At 61.9% G+C, this 16,284-nt stretch carries 14 protein-coding genes and 1 tRNA gene; 12 read left to right on the top strand and 3 right to left on the bottom strand.

The window, feature by feature from the left end; all coding sequences use genetic code 11:
* The first annotated feature begins 21 nt into the window (after positions 1-21).
* The 3 genes from DEJ54_RS09050 to DEJ54_RS09040 all read left to right on the top strand — a co-directional run bounded on the left by DEJ54_RS09050 (position 22) and on the right by DEJ54_RS09040 (position 3,177).
* Entirely contained in the window at positions 22-1,446 is a 1,425-nt protein-coding gene (locus tag DEJ54_RS09050) for an NAD(P)/FAD-dependent oxidoreductase (protein WP_113154273.1), read from the top strand.
* Positions 1,447-1,506: 60 nt separating this feature from the next.
* The gene (locus DEJ54_RS09045) at positions 1,507-2,961 is read left to right on the top strand and encodes a HAMP domain-containing sensor histidine kinase (protein ID WP_113154272.1); all 1,455 of its coding nucleotides are present in this window, start codon (positions 1,507-1,509) and stop codon (positions 2,959-2,961) included.
* 139 nt (positions 2,962-3,100) lie between these two features.
* Positions 3,101-3,177, top strand: a tRNA-Arg gene (locus DEJ54_RS09040).
* A 257-nt stretch (positions 3,178-3,434) separates the two neighbouring features.
* On the opposite strand, the gene DEJ54_RS09035 is transcribed toward DEJ54_RS09040, so the two are convergent.
* From DEJ54_RS09035 to DEJ54_RS09025, 3 genes are all read right to left on the bottom strand, one after another.
* Entirely contained in the window at positions 3,435-5,402 is a 1,968-nt protein-coding gene (locus tag DEJ54_RS09035) for an FUSC family protein (RefSeq protein ID WP_113154271.1), read from the bottom strand.
* Between the two features lie 106 nt (positions 5,403-5,508).
* The gene (locus DEJ54_RS09030; protein ID WP_113154270.1) at positions 5,509-5,958 is read right to left on the bottom strand and encodes an ion channel; all 450 of its coding nucleotides are present in this window, start codon (positions 5,956-5,958) and stop codon (positions 5,509-5,511) included.
* Positions 5,959-6,141: 183 nt separating this feature from the next.
* The gene (locus DEJ54_RS09025; protein ID WP_113154269.1) at positions 6,142-7,047 is read right to left on the bottom strand and encodes a LysR family transcriptional regulator; all 906 of its coding nucleotides are present in this window, start codon (positions 7,045-7,047) and stop codon (positions 6,142-6,144) included.
* Between the two features lie 83 nt (positions 7,048-7,130).
* Between DEJ54_RS09025 and DEJ54_RS09020 the strand changes: the two genes are divergently transcribed.
* From DEJ54_RS09020 to DEJ54_RS08980, 9 genes are all read left to right on the top strand, one after another.
* Positions 7,131-7,769, top strand: coding sequence for a class I SAM-dependent methyltransferase (locus DEJ54_RS09020; protein ID WP_113154268.1), 639 nt, complete (start codon positions 7,131-7,133; stop codon positions 7,767-7,769).
* Between the two features lie 190 nt (positions 7,770-7,959).
* A complete protein-coding gene (locus DEJ54_RS09015) occupies positions 7,960-8,937 on the top strand; it encodes a hypothetical protein (protein ID WP_113156182.1) in 978 nt (325 codons plus the stop codon).
* A gap of 371 nt (positions 8,938-9,308) precedes the next feature.
* Positions 9,309-10,367, top strand: coding sequence for a LacI family DNA-binding transcriptional regulator (locus DEJ54_RS09010; protein ID WP_113154267.1), 1,059 nt, complete (start codon positions 9,309-9,311; stop codon positions 10,365-10,367).
* On the top strand, positions 10,364-11,206 hold the full coding sequence (locus DEJ54_RS09005) for an inositol monophosphatase (protein WP_113154266.1): 843 nt from the start codon (positions 10,364-10,366) through the stop codon (positions 11,204-11,206). The genes DEJ54_RS09010 and DEJ54_RS09005 overlap by 4 nt, the downstream gene beginning before the upstream one ends.
* Before the next feature lie 34 nt (positions 11,207-11,240).
* Positions 11,241-12,491 (top strand): extracellular solute-binding protein, encoded by a 1,251-nt coding sequence (locus tag DEJ54_RS09000; protein WP_162742247.1) that lies wholly within the window; start codon positions 11,241-11,243, stop codon positions 12,489-12,491.
* Between the two features lie 63 nt (positions 12,492-12,554).
* Positions 12,555-13,610 carry an ABC transporter ATP-binding protein gene (locus tag DEJ54_RS08995; RefSeq protein ID WP_113154264.1) on the top strand — a complete coding sequence of 352 codons (1,056 nt, stop codon included), beginning with the start codon at positions 12,555-12,557 and terminating at the stop codon, positions 13,608-13,610.
* A complete protein-coding gene (locus DEJ54_RS08990) occupies positions 13,607-14,470 on the top strand; it encodes an ABC transporter permease (protein WP_113154263.1) in 864 nt (287 codons plus the stop codon). The genes DEJ54_RS08995 and DEJ54_RS08990 overlap by 4 nt, the downstream gene beginning before the upstream one ends.
* A gap of 15 nt (positions 14,471-14,485) precedes the next feature.
* Positions 14,486-15,316 carry an ABC transporter permease gene (locus DEJ54_RS08985; RefSeq protein WP_204360872.1) on the top strand — a complete coding sequence of 277 codons (831 nt, stop codon included), beginning with the start codon at positions 14,486-14,488 and terminating at the stop codon, positions 15,314-15,316.
* A 124-nt stretch (positions 15,317-15,440) separates the two neighbouring features.
* Positions 15,441-16,241, top strand: coding sequence for a glycerophosphodiester phosphodiesterase family protein (locus DEJ54_RS08980; protein WP_162742246.1), 801 nt, complete (start codon positions 15,441-15,443; stop codon positions 16,239-16,241).
* The last annotated feature ends 43 nt before the right edge of the window (positions 16,242-16,284 follow it).

The following is a 16,284-nucleotide window of genomic DNA, read 5'->3' as shown; positions in this document are numbered from 1 at the left end:
AACAAGCAAGAGACTGCCTGAATGACCCTTCTCACTCCCGATATCTGCGTCATTGGCGCCGGCTCCGGCGGCCTGAGCGTTGCGGCAGCCGCTGCCGCCTTCGGCGTGCCGGTCGTGCTGATCGAGCGCGGCAAGATGGGCGGCGACTGTCTCAACTATGGCTGCGTGCCCTCCAAGGCGCTGATCGCCGCGGGAAAGCAGGCCCATCTGATGGGCAATGGCGCTGCCTTTGGCATCGCGCCGGCCGAGGCGGAGGTGAATTTCCGTCAGGTGATGAAGCATGTGGAGGCGACCATCGCCGCCATTGCGCCAAACGATTCCGTCGAGCGCTTCACCGCGCTTGGCGTTCAGGTGATCCAGGAAGAGGCGCGCTTCAAGGATGCCCGCACGGTCACCGCTGGCGATTACGAGATCCGCGCCCGGCGCTTCGTGATCGCGACGGGCTCGTCGCCGCTCGTCCCGCCAATCCCCGGTCTGGAGGATGTGCCCTTCCTCACCAATGAGACGATCTTCTCGCAAACCCGCAAACCATCGCACCTGATCATCATTGGCGGCGGCCCCATCGGCATGGAGCTGGCGCAGGCGCACAGGCGTCTGGGCTGCAAGGTGACGGTGGTGGAAGCGCTTTCCGCCCTCGGCAAGGACGACCCGGAGCTCACGGCCTTCGCGCTCGCCAGGATACGCGAAGAAGGCGTGACCGTGCTGGAACACACGAAGGTCACGCAGGTGAGCAAGCGCGGCCGCACGGGCGTACGCGTTCACATCGAAGACGCCGATGGCGCGCGCACCATCGATGGCTCGCACCTGCTGATCGCCGCCGGACGCACGCCCAACATCGAGGCGCTCGACCTCGACAGGGCCGGCATCACGCATGACCGGCGCGGCATCACGGTTTCCGACAAGCTGCGCACGAAGAACCGCCGGGTCTACGCCATTGGCGATGTGGCGGGCGGGCTGCAATTCACCCATGTGGCCGGCTATCACGCGGGTCTGGTGGTGCGCGCCCTGCTGTTTCGCCTCACTGCGCGCGAGAACCGGACCATCATCCCCTGGGCGACCTATACGGACCCCGAGATCGCCCATGTGGGGCTGAGCGAAGAGGAAGCGCGCAAGCACCACCGCAGGATCAGCATTTTGCGCTGGCCCTATTCGGAAAACGACCGCGCCCAGACGGAGCGCAAGACCGAAGGCCTGATCAAGCTTGTCACCGACCGCAAGGGCCGCATTCTCGGCGCGTCGATTGCCGGGGCCAATGCGAGCGAGATGATCAGTTTCTGGGCGCTCGCCATCTCGCAAAAGCTCGGCGTGCGCGATGTGGCAGGCTACATCGCCCCCTACCCGACCATGACCGAGATTGGCAAACGCGCGGCGATCACGTATTTCACGGAGACGACACGCAAGCCTCTGGTGCGCGCTCTGGTGCGGTTTCTGCGTCGGTTCGGCTGATCAGCCTTGAGAGCGCCCACGACCAACAAAGCCGCATCCGGCCCGGAGAGACGCTGAGCGATGGCAGAGAAAATGGCGGGCGATACCGGCGAAAAGCCGCGCGAGACCGACACGGTGCCGCTGACGCGCGGCCTCTCCACCAAGCTTCTGGTTCTCACCATCCTTTTCGTGATGATCGCCGAAGTGCTGATCTTCATCCCTTCGGTCGCCAATTTCGGAATGCAGTGGATGATGCAACGGCTCGAGAACGCGGCCTCCGTGAGCATCATCCTGATGGAAGGCGAAGATGAAAAACTCGCCCCGCCCATCCGCGACGAGCTGTTGATGGCCACCGGCGTGAAAGCCATCGCCGTGCGTGATGCGGATGTCTCGCGCATTCTCGTCGTGACCGACATGCCGCCCATGGTGGACGAACATATCGACCTTGACGCCATCACGCCGACGGCCGCCATCGCACAGACCTTCTCCACCCTTTTCTTCGGCGGTGACCGTGTGTTCCGCATCTACGGAACCGTGGGCGACACAGGCAAAATCTTCGAGATCCTCATACCCGATGCGGGCTTGCGCGACGCCATGCTCACCTATGCGCGCAATGTGGCGTTCCTCTCGCTGATCATCTCGCTCTTCACGGCAACGCTGGTCTTCTACGCCATCAACCGGATCATGATCCGCCCGATCCGCGCGATGACGCAGTCCATGCTCTCCTTCGCCGCAACGCCGGACGATCCGCGTCGCGTCATCTCGCCGGAAGAACGCGGCGACGAGATCGGCGTTGCAGAACGCGAGCTGGCGCGCATGCAGTCGGCGCTTCAGAAAACGCTGGGCGAACAGAAGCGGCTGGCCGATCTGGGACTGGCCGTCTCCAAGATCAACCACGACATGCGCAACATGCTGGCCTCGGCCCATCTGATGTCTGACAGGCTGAGCACGGTGGACGACCCGGCTGTAAAGATGCTGACGCCGCGCCTGCTGCGCACGCTCGACCGCGCCGTGATCTACACCGAAGGCGTTCTCAACTATGGCCGCACGCAGGAAGCCCCGCCCACCCGCCGCCGCCTGCGGCTGCATGCGCTGGTGGACGAAGTGCAGAGCGTGCTGCCGCTCGAAACCGATGACCGAATCGAATTCGTGAATGCGGTGCCGGAGGATTTCGAGATCAACGCCGATTCGGAACATCTCTTCCGTGTGCTGGCGAATCTCTGCCGCAACGCCATTCAGGCGATGGCGGGCGACAGCGAACCCTCCGTCATCAAGCGCCTGACGGTGGCTGCCGACCGGGAAGACCACACGGCGCGAATCCATGTGACCGACACCGGCCCCGGCCTGCCGCAAAAAGCACGCGAAAACCTGTTTGCGCCCTTCCGCGGCTCCGCAAAAAGCGGGGGAACCGGGCTTGGCCTGGCAATTGCACAGGAATTGGTGCGGGCGCATGGCGGCGCGCTGGAGCTTGTGGAAAGCACTGGCGGACATACGGTTTTCGCGATCAGCATCCCCGATCAGCCGCGTCTGGGCTGACCTTAAATGACGCTAATTGGACAAGCTGTGCAGATATCCAGAAAATTCCTTCGATAGCGCTTGCAATTCTACGCCGCACTCGCTAGTTAACCGCGGTCGGCGGCAGCGAACACTGCTTCGACAGTCGCCAAGGCGGCACGCGCCCGTAGCTCAGCTGGATAGAGCACCAGACTACGAATCTGGGGGTCAGAGGTTCGAATCCTTTCGGGCGCGCCATTTCCTTGAAAAATCGATGGATGACTAAGTGCCGCGCAGCATTGCGCTGGACAGTCCGTCTGTTCGGTTACCCCCTCCCCAATCCGCACAAAACACCCCGCTTCGCATCACACCCCGCTTCGCATCGCGAAAGCACGGCCTGTCTTTTGACACTGGAAACAAGGCGCTCTTACCGCCCTACAGCGCGCAATCAGGGGAGCGTGCGACAAAGCCACGCCACTCCCCTCACCGGCTCTCAGAGGCGCCCTGTGCGGGCGTTACGCGGCTGCGGGGACTGCCTGTCCCTTCGCACCCACGTCTTTCTTCTCCATGAAGCCATCGATCTGGTCGAAGGCCGCGCAGATGTTCGAAGCGAAGGCCATGAACGGGTCGCCATTCACTTCATCCTTCACGATGCCGGCGCAGCCGTCCGGTTTGTTTCCGGCGATTCTGGCTGCGAGCGCATCGACAATGGCTTCCTGATTCTCGGCCACCGTATATCTGGCTGACCATGCGCCGATATCGTCGCAGACGCGCTCCGCGCCCGTTACGAGCGGGTACCATGCAGCGGCCTCGGGACCTGCCGGCGCGGGCTCGAGCATGGCTGCATTGATCTTTTTGCGCATCGCCGCCAGCGCCACATAGGCCTGCCGCTTTTTTGCGCCGATCTGGGCATCGGGCTGCGAAGCGTTCACGGGCTTCAGGGCGAGAAGATAGGCGGCGATCTTTTCCCGCGCGCTCTGGAAGCTGCGCTCCAGCTCATGCGAATGCGTGCGCGGCCAGATGAAGTAGCCGAACACAAGAATGATCGCTCCGCCAATCAGCGTGTCTACCAGCCGCTGCAGACCGTAATCGGTTGTGCCAGCGCCCGGCGACGTGATGTCGATGAGGATCAGCACCATCGGCGTGGCCACAAATGTCGCCATCCAGTAGGCGCGCTGCGCCGCCCACGGAAGAATGCCTGCAAGAACCGCCAGAACGCAGACCAGCGCGATGCCTTTCGGGAACAGGGCAAAGGCAGCAACCCCGACCAGTACGCCCAGAACCGTGCCGATGACACGGTGGACGGACCGGACGAAGATGGAACCCAGATCGGGCCTCAGAACGATGATGACCGTAAGCGGCGTCCAGTACCAGTGATTGCCATCGTTCACCCAGCGGGTGGCAAACGCGATGCAGACGCACAGCGCCAGAACGGCGGCGGACCTGATGGCCTCGCGGTCGAACTTCAAAGCCTCCGCAAACCCGACGCACTTCGACGCGGAAACCGCACCCGAAGCCACGTGCGGCGGCGCGATTTTTTCTGAAGAGCCTGCGCTCCAGTACATCGCGGTGAAGTGCTCCACCGAACGGCTTAGCAGCGTATCGGCGAATGCGCCGTCGGCGGCCGGTGCAGGTTTTTCATCGCGCACCAGCGCTGCGAGACGCTTGAGTTCATGCGCAGCCTGCTCAAGGTTATCCGGCTTGTTCGACGCCAGCGTTGCGGTGAAAATGCGGCTGAGCCCCTGAAGAACGGACGACTCCCAATCGAGATGCGCTGAAGGCCGCCCGTGCTGATGATAGCGGCCGGAAAGCAGGCTGGCGAAGCCCGTGGACATCTTGTCCGTGATCGCCCGGCGAATGGTTTCCTCTTCGGCGGCTTCGGCATTTTTGGAACGCGCCAGCGCAAGCTTCGAAAGCCCTTCAAGCAGGCTGGCGACCAGAACGATGAAGGGACGCTTGCGGAAGAAAAGTGCCTCCACGCCGAGCAGAACGGCGTAGAAGCCGCAGCCCGCGAGGAAATAGGCAGCCGGCTTCCAGAAAGGCGCAATCGCGGGAAGCGCGATAGCGATACAGCCCATGAGAAGCGCCTGAACCAGAGCGGAAGCGAGAACCGATCCGTAAGAGCCGATGAGCCCGACCACAAACGCCACCACGGTCATTGCGGCGACGACAAAGGCCCAGTCGAGATGCCCCACATAGCCCAGAAAAAAGCCAAGCGCTCCGATCGGCGCGATGATCGCGACCTCGCGGAACCGTTCGATATAGGGGCTGTCCTTCTCTCCCAGACACAGGCCTAGAGCGCCAAGCGACATGACCATGAAGGAGCCGGCGGAGCCCGACATGATCCCCGCCAGAATTGGCAGGGCCACGGACAGGGCGGCCCTCAGGCAGCGCCCGATGGGCCAGTGCGCCGGCTTCAGGCGCGTCAACTCACGAAGCCAGGAGTTTGGCCGGGTCTGCGCCGCGTGCGATCGTGTCGACATTTCTGGATTCCCGTGCGTTTCAATGCATTTGGCAGCGAAGGCGCGCGGGATAAAAACCGAAGACGACGCCCTTCCTGCAGCGGAGACAGTTCAAGCGAAGATCGCCTCAGCTCTTTGAAGGCGTCGTGTCTTTCTTGGTGATGAAATAGGGCAGATGCGCCTGGAGGACGTAGATCAGCACGGCCGCAGCCCAGCTGAACATGAGAATGCCGCTGGCCGCCGCCATCGGACCGACAAGCCGGGTTTCGCTCATCTGGGAGGCGTCGCCGAAGCCGAGCGTGGTGTAGCTGACCAGCGCGGAATAGAAGCCATTGCCGAAATTATCGACCAGGCCGAGCCAATAGAAGAGCAGCCCCCAAACCGTGACGGATGCAAACAGCGCGACCGAAAGAATCAAATACATGATCGTCAGGGAGAACGATAAAAACAGGTTCCCTTTTTCATCAAAATCCGACTTCAGCGCATAAACCACCTTGGCGATGATGATCGTCGCCAAAAGATGGATGAACATCGAAATGAGGCTGACGATAAAACCGACCGTAAAATCAAAAACCATGGATTGAAATACCTTATATTAAAATACAACCATCAATATAACCCATCTATATGTTATTATTCATAGAATAAGAATTTCAAGTGAATTCCATGGGAGAGTAACAGCCGGCGCACTGATTTCCCCGAAAATCACCCTGGGACCACCGGCTTTCAGGCGTTTTCGGCAGGCGTTCCCGGCAGGCGTTTAACCGGCTGATTTTCTGGCTTCGCGCGTGATGCGCTCCAGTTCCTGCGCCAGAATGTCATAGACAAGCCGGATGCGTTTGCTGGTGCGCAGTTCGCGGTGGGTGACGAGCCAGACCGGAAAGCGCACGGCCTCAAGTGCAGGGAACAGCTCGACGATGCCGGCGGCGCGCGCGGCGATCTCGCGGCTCATCAGGCTGACACCCTGCCCGCGCCGCACCAGCTCCCAGATGACCACCGAGTTCTTTGAGACCAGCCGAAAATCCTCCGCGCCAATCTCGGCCCCCATGTCCCTCAGAAATGCGGCGAAACGCTCTGCATCTTCGTAGCCGACGAATTCGTGGGGCGCGATGCCGGGCACCGCACCGGGATGACCATGTGCGGCAACCCAGCTCTCGGAGGCATAAAAATGCGCCGTGCTTTCACAGACGAGCCGCCCGATCAGGCCATCCTCTTGCGGCCGCACATGGCGGATCGCAATATCTGCCTCCCGCCGCCGCAGATCGCTCAGACTGTCGCTTGAGATGACGGCAATCGTGATCTGCGGCGCTTCGCGGCGAATGCGCTCCATGATTTCGGGCAGGATATAGGCGGCATAGGTGTCGGTCGCTGAAATGCTGACACGCCCGGCCACCTCTTCCGCCCGCCCCGAGGCGGCGACACACATGGCGAGCGCGGCCTCACCCATGGCGCGCGCATGCTCCAGCAGGCTTTCGCCCGTCTCCGTCAGAACCAGCTTCTTGCCGACCCGCTCGAACAGGGTGACGCCCAGATCCGCCTCAAGCTGCGCAACCTGCCTGGAAAGCGTGGGCTGCGTGAGCCCCAATTCACGGGCGGCAGCGGAAAGAGAGCCGGCCTGTGCCGTGGCGAGAAAGGCGCGGGCGCGGTTCCAGTCAATATTCGTCATGCAAATATGTATATTGGATCTGCAGTGTTCCGCAATTTTCAATTTTTACGCATATGATAGGGAACGCGCCAAAGGAGACGATCATGTTTCGCACTGCCGACAATGCGCGTTTTTGGGATCGCATCGCACGCAAATACACCAGCGACCCCATTTCAGACATGGGTGGATATGAACGGACGCTGGAGCGTGTGCGCCATTATCTGCGGCCTGGCGACCGGGTGCTGGAATTCGGTTGCGGCACGGGCACCACGGCGCTCAAACTCGCGCCTTCGGTTGAAAGCCTGCTGGCGACCGACATTTCCAGCGAGATGATCGCGATTGCGCGTGAGAAGGCCCACAGCGAAGGCATCGGGAATGTGACATTCGAGGTGGCCGCACCTGAAAGCGCGGACTGGCCGGCGGAAAGCTTCGACGCCGTGCTTGGCTTCAATGTCCTGCATCTTCTGGAAGACAGCGGCCGCGCGCTGGGCACCATCCGCCATGCGCTGAAACCGGGCGGGCTTCTCATCACCAAGACGCCGTGCCTCAAAGACATGAACCCGGTCTTTCGCGTTGTCGTGCCGCTCATGCAGATGGTTGGCAAGGCTCCGCATGTGGACTTCCTGTCTGCTGCCGATCTGGAGAAGATGCTGGAAAAGGCCGGCTTCGAGGTCATCGAATGCGCCTATCATGCATCGAGCGGCCGCGACGCCCGCCCCTTCATCGTGGGGCGCAGGCCCTAACTTTTTTATTCCCGATCATCCATGCAGCCAATCATAAATATTACCTAGCAAATCTCTCGAAACATCAAAACAAAATCGAGACAGAAATTTTCTCCAAAACATCGAAAAAGCATTTAAATCGGCATTGATAATCAATTAGAATTTTCAAAGGCCATTTTTACTGGAGGGGGATATGGGCTGGAGGGGAACAGTGCGTTCGATTGCTGCTGCGGCTCGTGCGGCAGAGCGCGATGCACAACGCAGGCATAAACAAAATCAAAAGGAGCAGATGATTGCCGATTCAACATCGGCTGTCGAAGACTGGGAGAACTACATCGATAATCTGGTGTCGATCCACACCGATATGGCTGACATGATCGACTGGCATACGATTGCCGGGCAACCGCGCCCAAGCGAGCCGTTTAAGCGAAATGATAACAGTGATCGCGCTGCAATGGCTCTGGCTAAGTTCAAGCCCAGTTTTTTTCACGCGCTCAGAGGCGGTTCGGCAAAACTCCGCTCCCGACTAGAAGCGCAGATTGAAGAGGCTGCGGTCCGCGACCGAAAGCAGTATGAGGATGCTCTTACCGCTCACGCTAAGGCGGTTGCAGAATGGGAAGATGACACCGCACTCGCCAAACGACTAGTAACCGGGGAAGCCACCGCCATCCGGCAAGTGATTGAAGAAATGCAATCGCTTTCCGAAACGGCTCTGGTAGGCACTGCAATCGAGTTCTCCATCGATCGCAATTTCGTTCACGCCAAGCCGAAAGTCCATGGTGATGACATCGTCCCCAGCATGCGCCGCAAGCAATTGGCGAGTGGACGGCTTTCAGAAACCAAGATGCCTGTCGGTCAGTTTAACGAGCTATATCAGGACTACGTAGCAAGCGCCGCTCTCAAAACAGCAGGAGACTTGTTCCATATCCTGCCCCTCAAAGAAATCTACGTCACCTGCACAGCGAATATGCTGAATTCGCAAACAGGGCACCAAGAGTGGACGCCAATTCTTTCCGTTCAGTTCGTGCGTGACAGTTTCATGCGCCTCAACCTCTCCTCTATTGACCCGTCCGACTCAATGCGGAATTTCCGGCACGCCATGAAGTTTTCAAAAACGAAGGGTTTCGCGGCAATCGAACCGCTTGAGCCCGTCACCGCTAATCAAGGCGCTTTGCTGCAAGCGCCTTGATAGCACTGACCTTCACAGCGCCTGCAACCAAGTGGGTAATGAATGCTGATTGCACCTGTTCGTGCTTGAAACGGCGACTAAGACTGTGAGGCTCCCAAGCCTCAAAGTCATGGAAATAGGCGCCCGTGAGCCAAGGAGGTATTAACTTCACAGGAAGTCGAGCAGCGGCTTTAAAACCCTCCTCCATCCCTCTTTCCCGTTTTGCACAGCGCTGTCAGCAAACTGACATGCTTGCGTAGCGTGGCTGTCATCTGAGCCGGCTATTCGGATCGCGTTCACTCAAACGACGGTCCGCCCCCATGGTCAGCGCGTTCTTCATTTCAGCCCTGGTAATACGTAGTACCGCCTCCACACCGGTGGAGGGCTGAGCGATGTCGCGGCGCAAATCCGGCACGGCAACCTCCCATGACGTGGCGCGCGTGGCGAATGTTTCGCAGGCGCTGGTCAGCCGCGCCTTCACCGGCAATGGCCGCATTGCGCCTGAAACCCGCGAACGCATCCTGAAGGCGGCTGAACAGGTTGGCTGGCAGCCCAATGCGCTTGCCCGCTCCATGGTCACGGGCGACGCCCCGCTGGTCGCCGTCATCACCACCCGCCTCAATTTCGACTGGCGCGCGCAGGTTCTCTCCCGGCTTCTGAAGGCCATTCAGGAATGGCATCTGAAACCGCTTCTCTTTTATGCCGAAAGCGACGCAGAAGTTGACCGGCTGCTTGAAGAGGCGCTGAGCTGGCGGGCGCGCGGCGTCATCGTGACCGCCGGTGTCGTGCGCGAAAACCGCGCCGCCGCGATCATCGAGAAAGGCCAGTTTCTGGTCGCGCTCAACCGCCCGGCCAATCATGAAAAGGGCTTTTCCGTCGCCACCGACAATCCGCTTGGCGGGCGCATGGCAGCCGGGCTCTTTCTGGAAGAAGGCCGCAGGCGGCTTCTGGTTCTGGGCGGTCCGCAGGGAAGCTGGGCGCCCTCGCTGCGCGCCGAAGGATTTTCCGAGGCAGCGCGCGAAGCGGGGCTGCACGCCGCCATCTGGAACAATGACGCCATGTCCACCGAGGCAGGCCGCGCCTGCGCAGAGCGTCTGCTTGCCCTGCCGGGCAGCGAACAGCCCGACGCCGTCTTCGCCACCAACGACGCCATGGCGCTCGGGTTTCTGGATGGCCTGCGCGGCCACCGTTCGATCCCCGACGACATCGCGCTCATCGGCTTTGACAACCTGCCCGCCGCCGACTGGCCGCCCTATCGCCTCACCACCTTTGAGCAGCCGCTCGAGGAAATGATGCGCCGCCTGATCGCCCATGTGGACGTCCATGGCGATGGGCATTTGGGCGGTCAGGCGGAAGACCAGCAACCACAGGAAGAGAGCGAGCCGCGCGCTCGCCTCATCCACTGCAAACCCAAACTCATCACACGCATGACTGCCGGAAAGACAGAATGACCCTGAATGCCCCCTCCCGCCTCGCCCTTGGTAAGACGCTTGCAGAAAAGGCGGGCCGCATCGCGCTCGACTATTTCCGCGCGCCCGATCTGAAAACAGACAGCAAGGGCCCGGGCGACGTGGTGACGGAAGCCGATTTCGCGGTCGAGCGCATGCTGCGCGCGGCCATTCTCGAAGCGTTTCCGGAAGACGCGATCATCGGCGAGGAGCTGGGCGGCAAGGCCGTGGCCAAGGGCTACACCTGGCTTGCCGACCCCATCGACGGCACGGTGAACTTCGCCCGTCGCCTTTCCTATTTCTGCGTCTCGCTCGCGCTTTTGAAGGACGGCCAGCCCATCGCCGCCTGGGTGTTCGATCCGGTAACGGACGAGCTTTTCTGGGCAGACGAAGAACATGGCGCGCGCCTTGGCGACACGCCCATCGCCTGCTCGCGCAATGACAGCATGGTGGATGCGGTGGTCGGCCTCGGCTTTTCGGGCCGGCACGAGCCGGAGCTTTACCGGAACTGCGTCGCAGCGCTCAGCGACCACGATGTGGAGTTCCGTCGCCTCGGCGCGGGCGCGCTGTGCCTGGCCCATGTCGCCGCCGGTCGCCTCGACGCCTATGTCGAGCCGCACATGAACCCGTGGGATGCCGTGGGCGGCCTGTTCATCGCCGCCACGGCCGGCGCTGTCACAAAAGATTATCTGGGCGCGAATGGTCTGGAGCATGGCGCTCCGGTCTTCGCCGCCTCGCCGGCAACGGCAGAAAGATTGCTGGCAATCCTGCCAGCGATGGAATCCGGCACCCCGCAGCATCGGCAAAATGACACGCGGAGTGCCGGAGAAGCCGCGACCTAGGTCGCGCCCTCAACCCCTTGCGGAGAAGACACCAATGAAGGCTCTCACTGCTGCAATCGCCGCCACCCTCATGAGCACCGCCGCCTATGCGGTCACGCCCATCGGGTCGGAAGAATTCAACATCCAGCCGGGCTTCAAACTGGCCGAGCTGACGTCTGAAAATTTCTATGACGTCATCGTTCCCCAGGCCAAGGAAGAAGGCAAGCTGACTTTCTTCGACTTCACCAACTCTTTCGGCCCGCTCTTCACCGACCGCCTTCTGCCGGCGTTCGAGGAAGAATACGGCATCACGGTGAACTACATTCGCGGCAACAACGAAGCTGCCGTGCAGCAGCTCATCGCCGCCAACAATTCTGGCGTGGCCGCGCCGGCTGACGTCTACTTCGTCGGCTCCAGCACGACCGGCCTGCTCATGCGCGAGAATGTCATGGCCAACGTGCCGCTCGCCGATCTTCTGCCGAATGCGGATGGCTTCAATCAGGACATCGCGCGGGTTTCCGGCGGCGTGGACCACGGCGGCTCCTATGTGCCTTTCCACCGCAACCAGACCAGCATCATCTATGACACGCGCACCGTTTCGGGCGATGACGTGCCGACGACCGCCGACGCTCTGCTCGCCTGGGCGGAAGCAAATCCGGGCAAGTTCGTCGTCACCTCGCCGGCCGGCGGCGGTTCGGGCAACGGCTTCATGCAGTCCGTCGCCTACGCCAAGGTGGAAGGCGATGACTGCCGCGCCGAGTTCTCCAACTTCTCCATGACCGAGGACGAAGCCAAGGCCTATGTCGAGGGCGCGTGCCTGAACCCGGTCTGGGATTACTACAAGAAGCTCATCCCGGTTGCCGAGATCACCAATGGCAACTCCGACACGCTGAACCTCGTCGCCAATGGCGCGGGCGCGATCGGCACCGCATGGGAAGACATGGCCTATGACTTCATCGGCCGCGGCCTCCTGCCGCCGACCGTGCGTCAGCAGATCATCGAATCCGGCCAGGTGGGCGGCGGCGACGGCATGTTCCTGCCGGTCGGCAGCGAGCATCCGGCGGCGGCCCTGCTGTTCCTCGACTTCATGAGCCAGCATGACATCCAGCTCGAGAAGCTTGGCGTCAACGGTTCGCGTTCGGCACGCACGGACATCGATCCGGGCAAGAGCTTCACCGAAGAGCAGGCCGCACGCCTGATCCCGACCAACGAGTTCGCCGAGCGCGCGCTTCCCAGCCTGCCCGCGCCGCTTCGTGCAGCCATGCGCGACTACATCGTCGCCAACCTGCTGCGCGCCACCAACTAACCTTCGCACACCATTCGGGCGGCGCTGCCTCGCGGCGCCGCCCATGCGTCAGGATGCATCGTCATGGACACGACACTTTCCATTCGCCGCTTGACCAAGCAGTTCGACAACACCCGCGCACTGAAAGGGATCGACCTTGAAGTGCCGGCCGGCCGCTTCGTCACGCTTCTGGGCCCATCGGGCTGCGGCAAGACCACTCTCTTGCGTTCCATTGCGGGCATCACCGACCCGACCACGGGCGAAATCTGGCTCGCCGACAAGCGCATCGACGCGCTTGCGCCGGAGAACCGCAATTTCGGCATGGTCTTCCAGACCTACGCCCTGTTCCCGCATATGAGCGTGGAAAAGAACGTCGCGTTCGGGCTCGAAATGCGCAATGTCGCAAAGCCCGAAATCGCCACCCGCGTGGCTGCCGCGCTTGAGCTGGTCGGCCTTGGCCAGCATGCCCGCCGACTGCCGCGCCAGCTTTCCGGCGGCCAGCAGCAGCGTGTGGCGCTGGCGCGCGCCATCGTCATCGAGCCGGATGTGCTCCTGTTCGACGAGCCGCTTTCCAATCTCGACGCCAAGCTGCGCGACAGTCTGCGCGAAGACCTGCGCACCATGCAGCGCAAGCTGGGCACCACGTCGATCTACGTCACGCACGACCAGTCGGAAGCCATGGCTCTGGCCGACGAGATCGTGGTGATGAAGGATGGCGAGATTGTCGAACGCGGCACGCCAGTCGACCTCTACCGCCGCCCGCGCTTCCGCTTCACCGCCGAGTTTCTCGGCCTCACCAATGTCATCGAGGCCGACATTTCCGGCAGCGAGTGCCGCCTGCCCTGGGGCGCGGTGCGCAAGATCGAAAACCCGGCCGAACGCGCCTCGGAAGGCATCGCGATCCGCCCCGAGGACATCGGCATCGACGCCGCCAGCGGCGAGGCCGATGGCGTGGTCGAACAGTCCATGTTCCTGGGCGCATCCACCCATTACTGGGTGTCTGCCGCCGGGCAGGAACTGCGCGTCATCACCGCAGGCGGGCAGTCCGACATTCTGGCCACCGGCCAGCCGGTCAAGCTCACCCCGCCGCCGGCCCTTCACCTTCTGAAGACGTTCGAGCCCGTGGAGGCGATGGCATGAAGCCGGTTCGCCTGACAACGATCCTCCTGTGCCTGCTGCCGGGCGTTGGCTATCTCCTCGTGTTCTTCGGCATGCCGCTCGTACGCGTGGTGGTGAACAGCTTTTCCGGGCGCGGGGCCGATGCGGCAGGTTTCACGCTCGACCCGTGGATCACGCTTTTGACCACGCCGGTCTATCTGGATGGCCTGCGCTTTTCCGTCTGGCTCGCCATCGCGCCGACCGCGCTCAGCCTGCTCATCGCGTTGCCGCTTTCGGCCCTGATGCAGGCCAATGAGACGAGCCGCAAATTCTTCGGCTCGCTCTACCGCATTCCGCTGGTGGTTCCCGGCATCGTGGCCGCGTTTCTCGTGCTCGTCATGCTGGACCGTGGCGGCATGGCAAGCCGCATCCTGACCCCGCTCGGCATCACCCTGCCGCGGCTGGTGCGCGACGAATGGGGCCTTGGCGCGATCATCGCCTCGTCGTGGAAGAACATCCCGTTCATGACGCTGATCATTTCCGGCTCCATGGCCGCGATCAGCAAGGATGTGCTCTCCGCCGCCCGCACCCTTGGCGCAAGCCGCCTCACCATTCTGTGGCGCATCCAGCTGCCGCTGGCGCAACCCGGCATCACCGCCGCCGTTCTCCTGACCTTCATCAGTTCGCTCGGCTCCTTTGTCGTGCCGAACCTGCTTGGCCCCAGCTATCCGCTGCCGCTCAGCGTGCACATGTACACGGAGGGCTTCACCAAGGGGAACTGGCCGCTCGTCTACGCGATGGGAACGCTGCTCAGCATCGTCGCCGTGGGCGTGCTCCTCACCTACTACGCAATCATCGGCTCGCTCAGCCAGTCGGACGCGCAAAAGCGCGCGGGAGCCTGAACCATGGCGATCAGCATGAGACATTCCCAACGCACCCAGCTCTGGGTTTCCCTCGGCCTTTACGGCTATCTTTTCCTGACGCTGTTCCTGCCGCTCGGCGTGATTGCGCTCTGGGCCTTCTATGACCCGGCAGTGGGCTGGTTTCCGCCCGACATCATTCCCCGTTCCTTCTCGCTTTCGGCGTGGGGCGACGTGCTGTCGGACCGGCACATCCTGCCCTCCGCCCTGCTCAGCTTCTTCGTCTCGACCGTGGTGACGCTGCTCACCGCCACGCTGGCCTTTCCCACGGCCTGGGCGCTGGCGCAGTTTCCCTTCCGCCTGAAGCGCGCGGTCGAGGTGTTCGTGCTGGCCCCGATGATCGTGCCCGGCATCGTCGTGGCCGTCAGCCTTGGCGAGATCTTCTTCGGCATGGGGCTTGCCGGCACGGTGCAGGGCATCATTCTGGTGCAGACCGTCGGCACGCTGCCACTGATGATCCGCATTCTTACGGCGACGCTCGAGGGCATTCCCAACGAGCTGATCCTCGCGGCCCGCACGCTGGGTGCGGCACCCCGCGTTGCGGTGATGCGGATTGCGCTGCCGCTCGCCTGGCCCGGCTTTCTTGCCGGCGGCCTCTTGAACTTCATCGCCTCGTTCGAGGAGTTCGAGAAAAGCTTCATGGTCGGTGCGCCCAAGGTGCAGACACTGGCCGTGCGCCTGTGGAGTTATCTGGGCGGCGAGATCCTGGTTCTGCCGACCGCCGCTGCCGTCACCTTCCTGCTTCTGGTGCCCATGCTGATCATCTTCTTCATCGCCGAACGGCTGATGAAGGAAGACGTGATGGCTGCGGGCCTCGGAAAACTCTAGATCGCCACGCATCCCACCGGACGCACAAATGACGATCTGGGCTTCTTATGGAGCATCGGAACAAGCCGAAAACCGGATTCCACTTTTCGGTCCGATGCTCGAACGCCAACAAGGACATTCAATCATGGCATTCTCCTTCCACATCGGTGAAACCGGCCCGCTGCACCTTTGCGGCCATCGCGGCAACTCCATCGCCGCGCCCGAAAACACCTTCGCAGCATTGCGCTCCTGCCACGCCGAGGGCGGCCGCAGCTGCGAGATCGACACGGTTCTGACCAGCGATGGCGAGATCATCGTGCTGCACGATCTCTCGGTCGACCGCACCAGCGACGGCACAGGCCCGGCCCGCACCCTGACGGCGGCGGAAATCGCAAAACTCGACGCCGGTTCCTGGTTCGGACCGGAGTTTGCCGGTGAGCGCATTCCCACCCTGACCGATTTCCTGATGCTTGCCCGTGAGCTCGACATGGGTCTGGAAATCGAGGTCAAGGAGAAGGTCGACCTCGACGGCTATATCCGCGAACTGAAGAAGATCGCCGCCGACCCGGCAAACCTCGAACGCATGATGATGATCTCCTTCGACCATGCGAGCCTCAAGCGCATCAAGGAAGAGATTCCGGGCATCCTGACCGGCGGCATCGCCCATGAGCGCTATGGCGACCCGCTTGCCGTGGTGAAGTCTGCCAATCTCGACGAGCTTTGCATCGACCTGGCCGTCTTCGATCTGGACGATGCGCGCCGCCTGAAGGCGGAAGGCATCGCCATTCGCTGCCACGCCTATGCGCCGAAGAAATTCGAGGCAGCGTTGCACGAAGGTCTCGACTGGACCGAAACGCTGAAGACCGCCTTTGCCGAGCGCCTGATCGACACGCTGTCGGGCGATGACGTGGCATGGCTGCGCCGTTTCGTCGAGGAAAACAGCTAAGGCGCTCTGCCTTCTTGCGACACAAATGAAAAAGGCCCGCAAC

This window comes from Nitratireductor sp. OM-1 (assembly GCF_003296175.1).
In the GTDB taxonomy this organism is placed as follows: domain Bacteria; phylum Pseudomonadota; class Alphaproteobacteria; order Rhizobiales; family Rhizobiaceae; genus Nitratireductor; species Nitratireductor aquimarinus.
This window is presented reverse-complemented; position numbering and strand designations above follow the sequence as displayed.

Bases quoted from the DNA above. Each gene is read 5' to 3' on its own strand.
- DEJ54_RS09050 (WP_113154273.1), top strand. From the start codon at position 22: ATGACCCTTCTCACTCCCGATATCTGCGTCATTGGCGCCGGCTCCGGC.
- DEJ54_RS09045 (WP_113154272.1), top strand. From the start codon at position 1,507: ATGGCAGAGAAAATGGCGGGCGATACCGGCGAAAAGCCGCGCGAGACC.
- DEJ54_RS09035 (WP_113154271.1), bottom strand. From the start codon at position 5,402: ATGTCGACACGATCGCACGCGGCGCAGACCCGGCCAAACTCCTGGCTT.
- DEJ54_RS09030 (WP_113154270.1), bottom strand. From the start codon at position 5,958: ATGGTTTTTGATTTTACGGTCGGTTTTATCGTCAGCCTCATTTCGATG.
- DEJ54_RS09025 (WP_113154269.1), bottom strand. From the start codon at position 7,047: ATGACGAATATTGACTGGAACCGCGCCCGCGCCTTTCTCGCCACGGCA.
- DEJ54_RS09020 (WP_113154268.1), top strand. From the start codon at position 7,131: ATGTTTCGCACTGCCGACAATGCGCGTTTTTGGGATCGCATCGCACGC.
- DEJ54_RS09010 (WP_113154267.1), top strand. From the start codon at position 9,309: ATGTCGCGGCGCAAATCCGGCACGGCAACCTCCCATGACGTGGCGCGC.
- DEJ54_RS09005 (WP_113154266.1), top strand. From the start codon at position 10,364: ATGACCCTGAATGCCCCCTCCCGCCTCGCCCTTGGTAAGACGCTTGCA.
- DEJ54_RS09000 (WP_162742247.1), top strand. From the start codon at position 11,241: ATGAAGGCTCTCACTGCTGCAATCGCCGCCACCCTCATGAGCACCGCC.
- DEJ54_RS08995 (WP_113154264.1), top strand. From the start codon at position 12,555: ATGGACACGACACTTTCCATTCGCCGCTTGACCAAGCAGTTCGACAAC.
- DEJ54_RS08990 (WP_113154263.1), top strand. From the start codon at position 13,607: ATGAAGCCGGTTCGCCTGACAACGATCCTCCTGTGCCTGCTGCCGGGC.
- DEJ54_RS08985 (WP_204360872.1), top strand. From the start codon at position 14,486: ATGAGACATTCCCAACGCACCCAGCTCTGGGTTTCCCTCGGCCTTTAC.
- DEJ54_RS08980 (WP_162742246.1), top strand. From the start codon at position 15,441: ATGGCATTCTCCTTCCACATCGGTGAAACCGGCCCGCTGCACCTTTGC.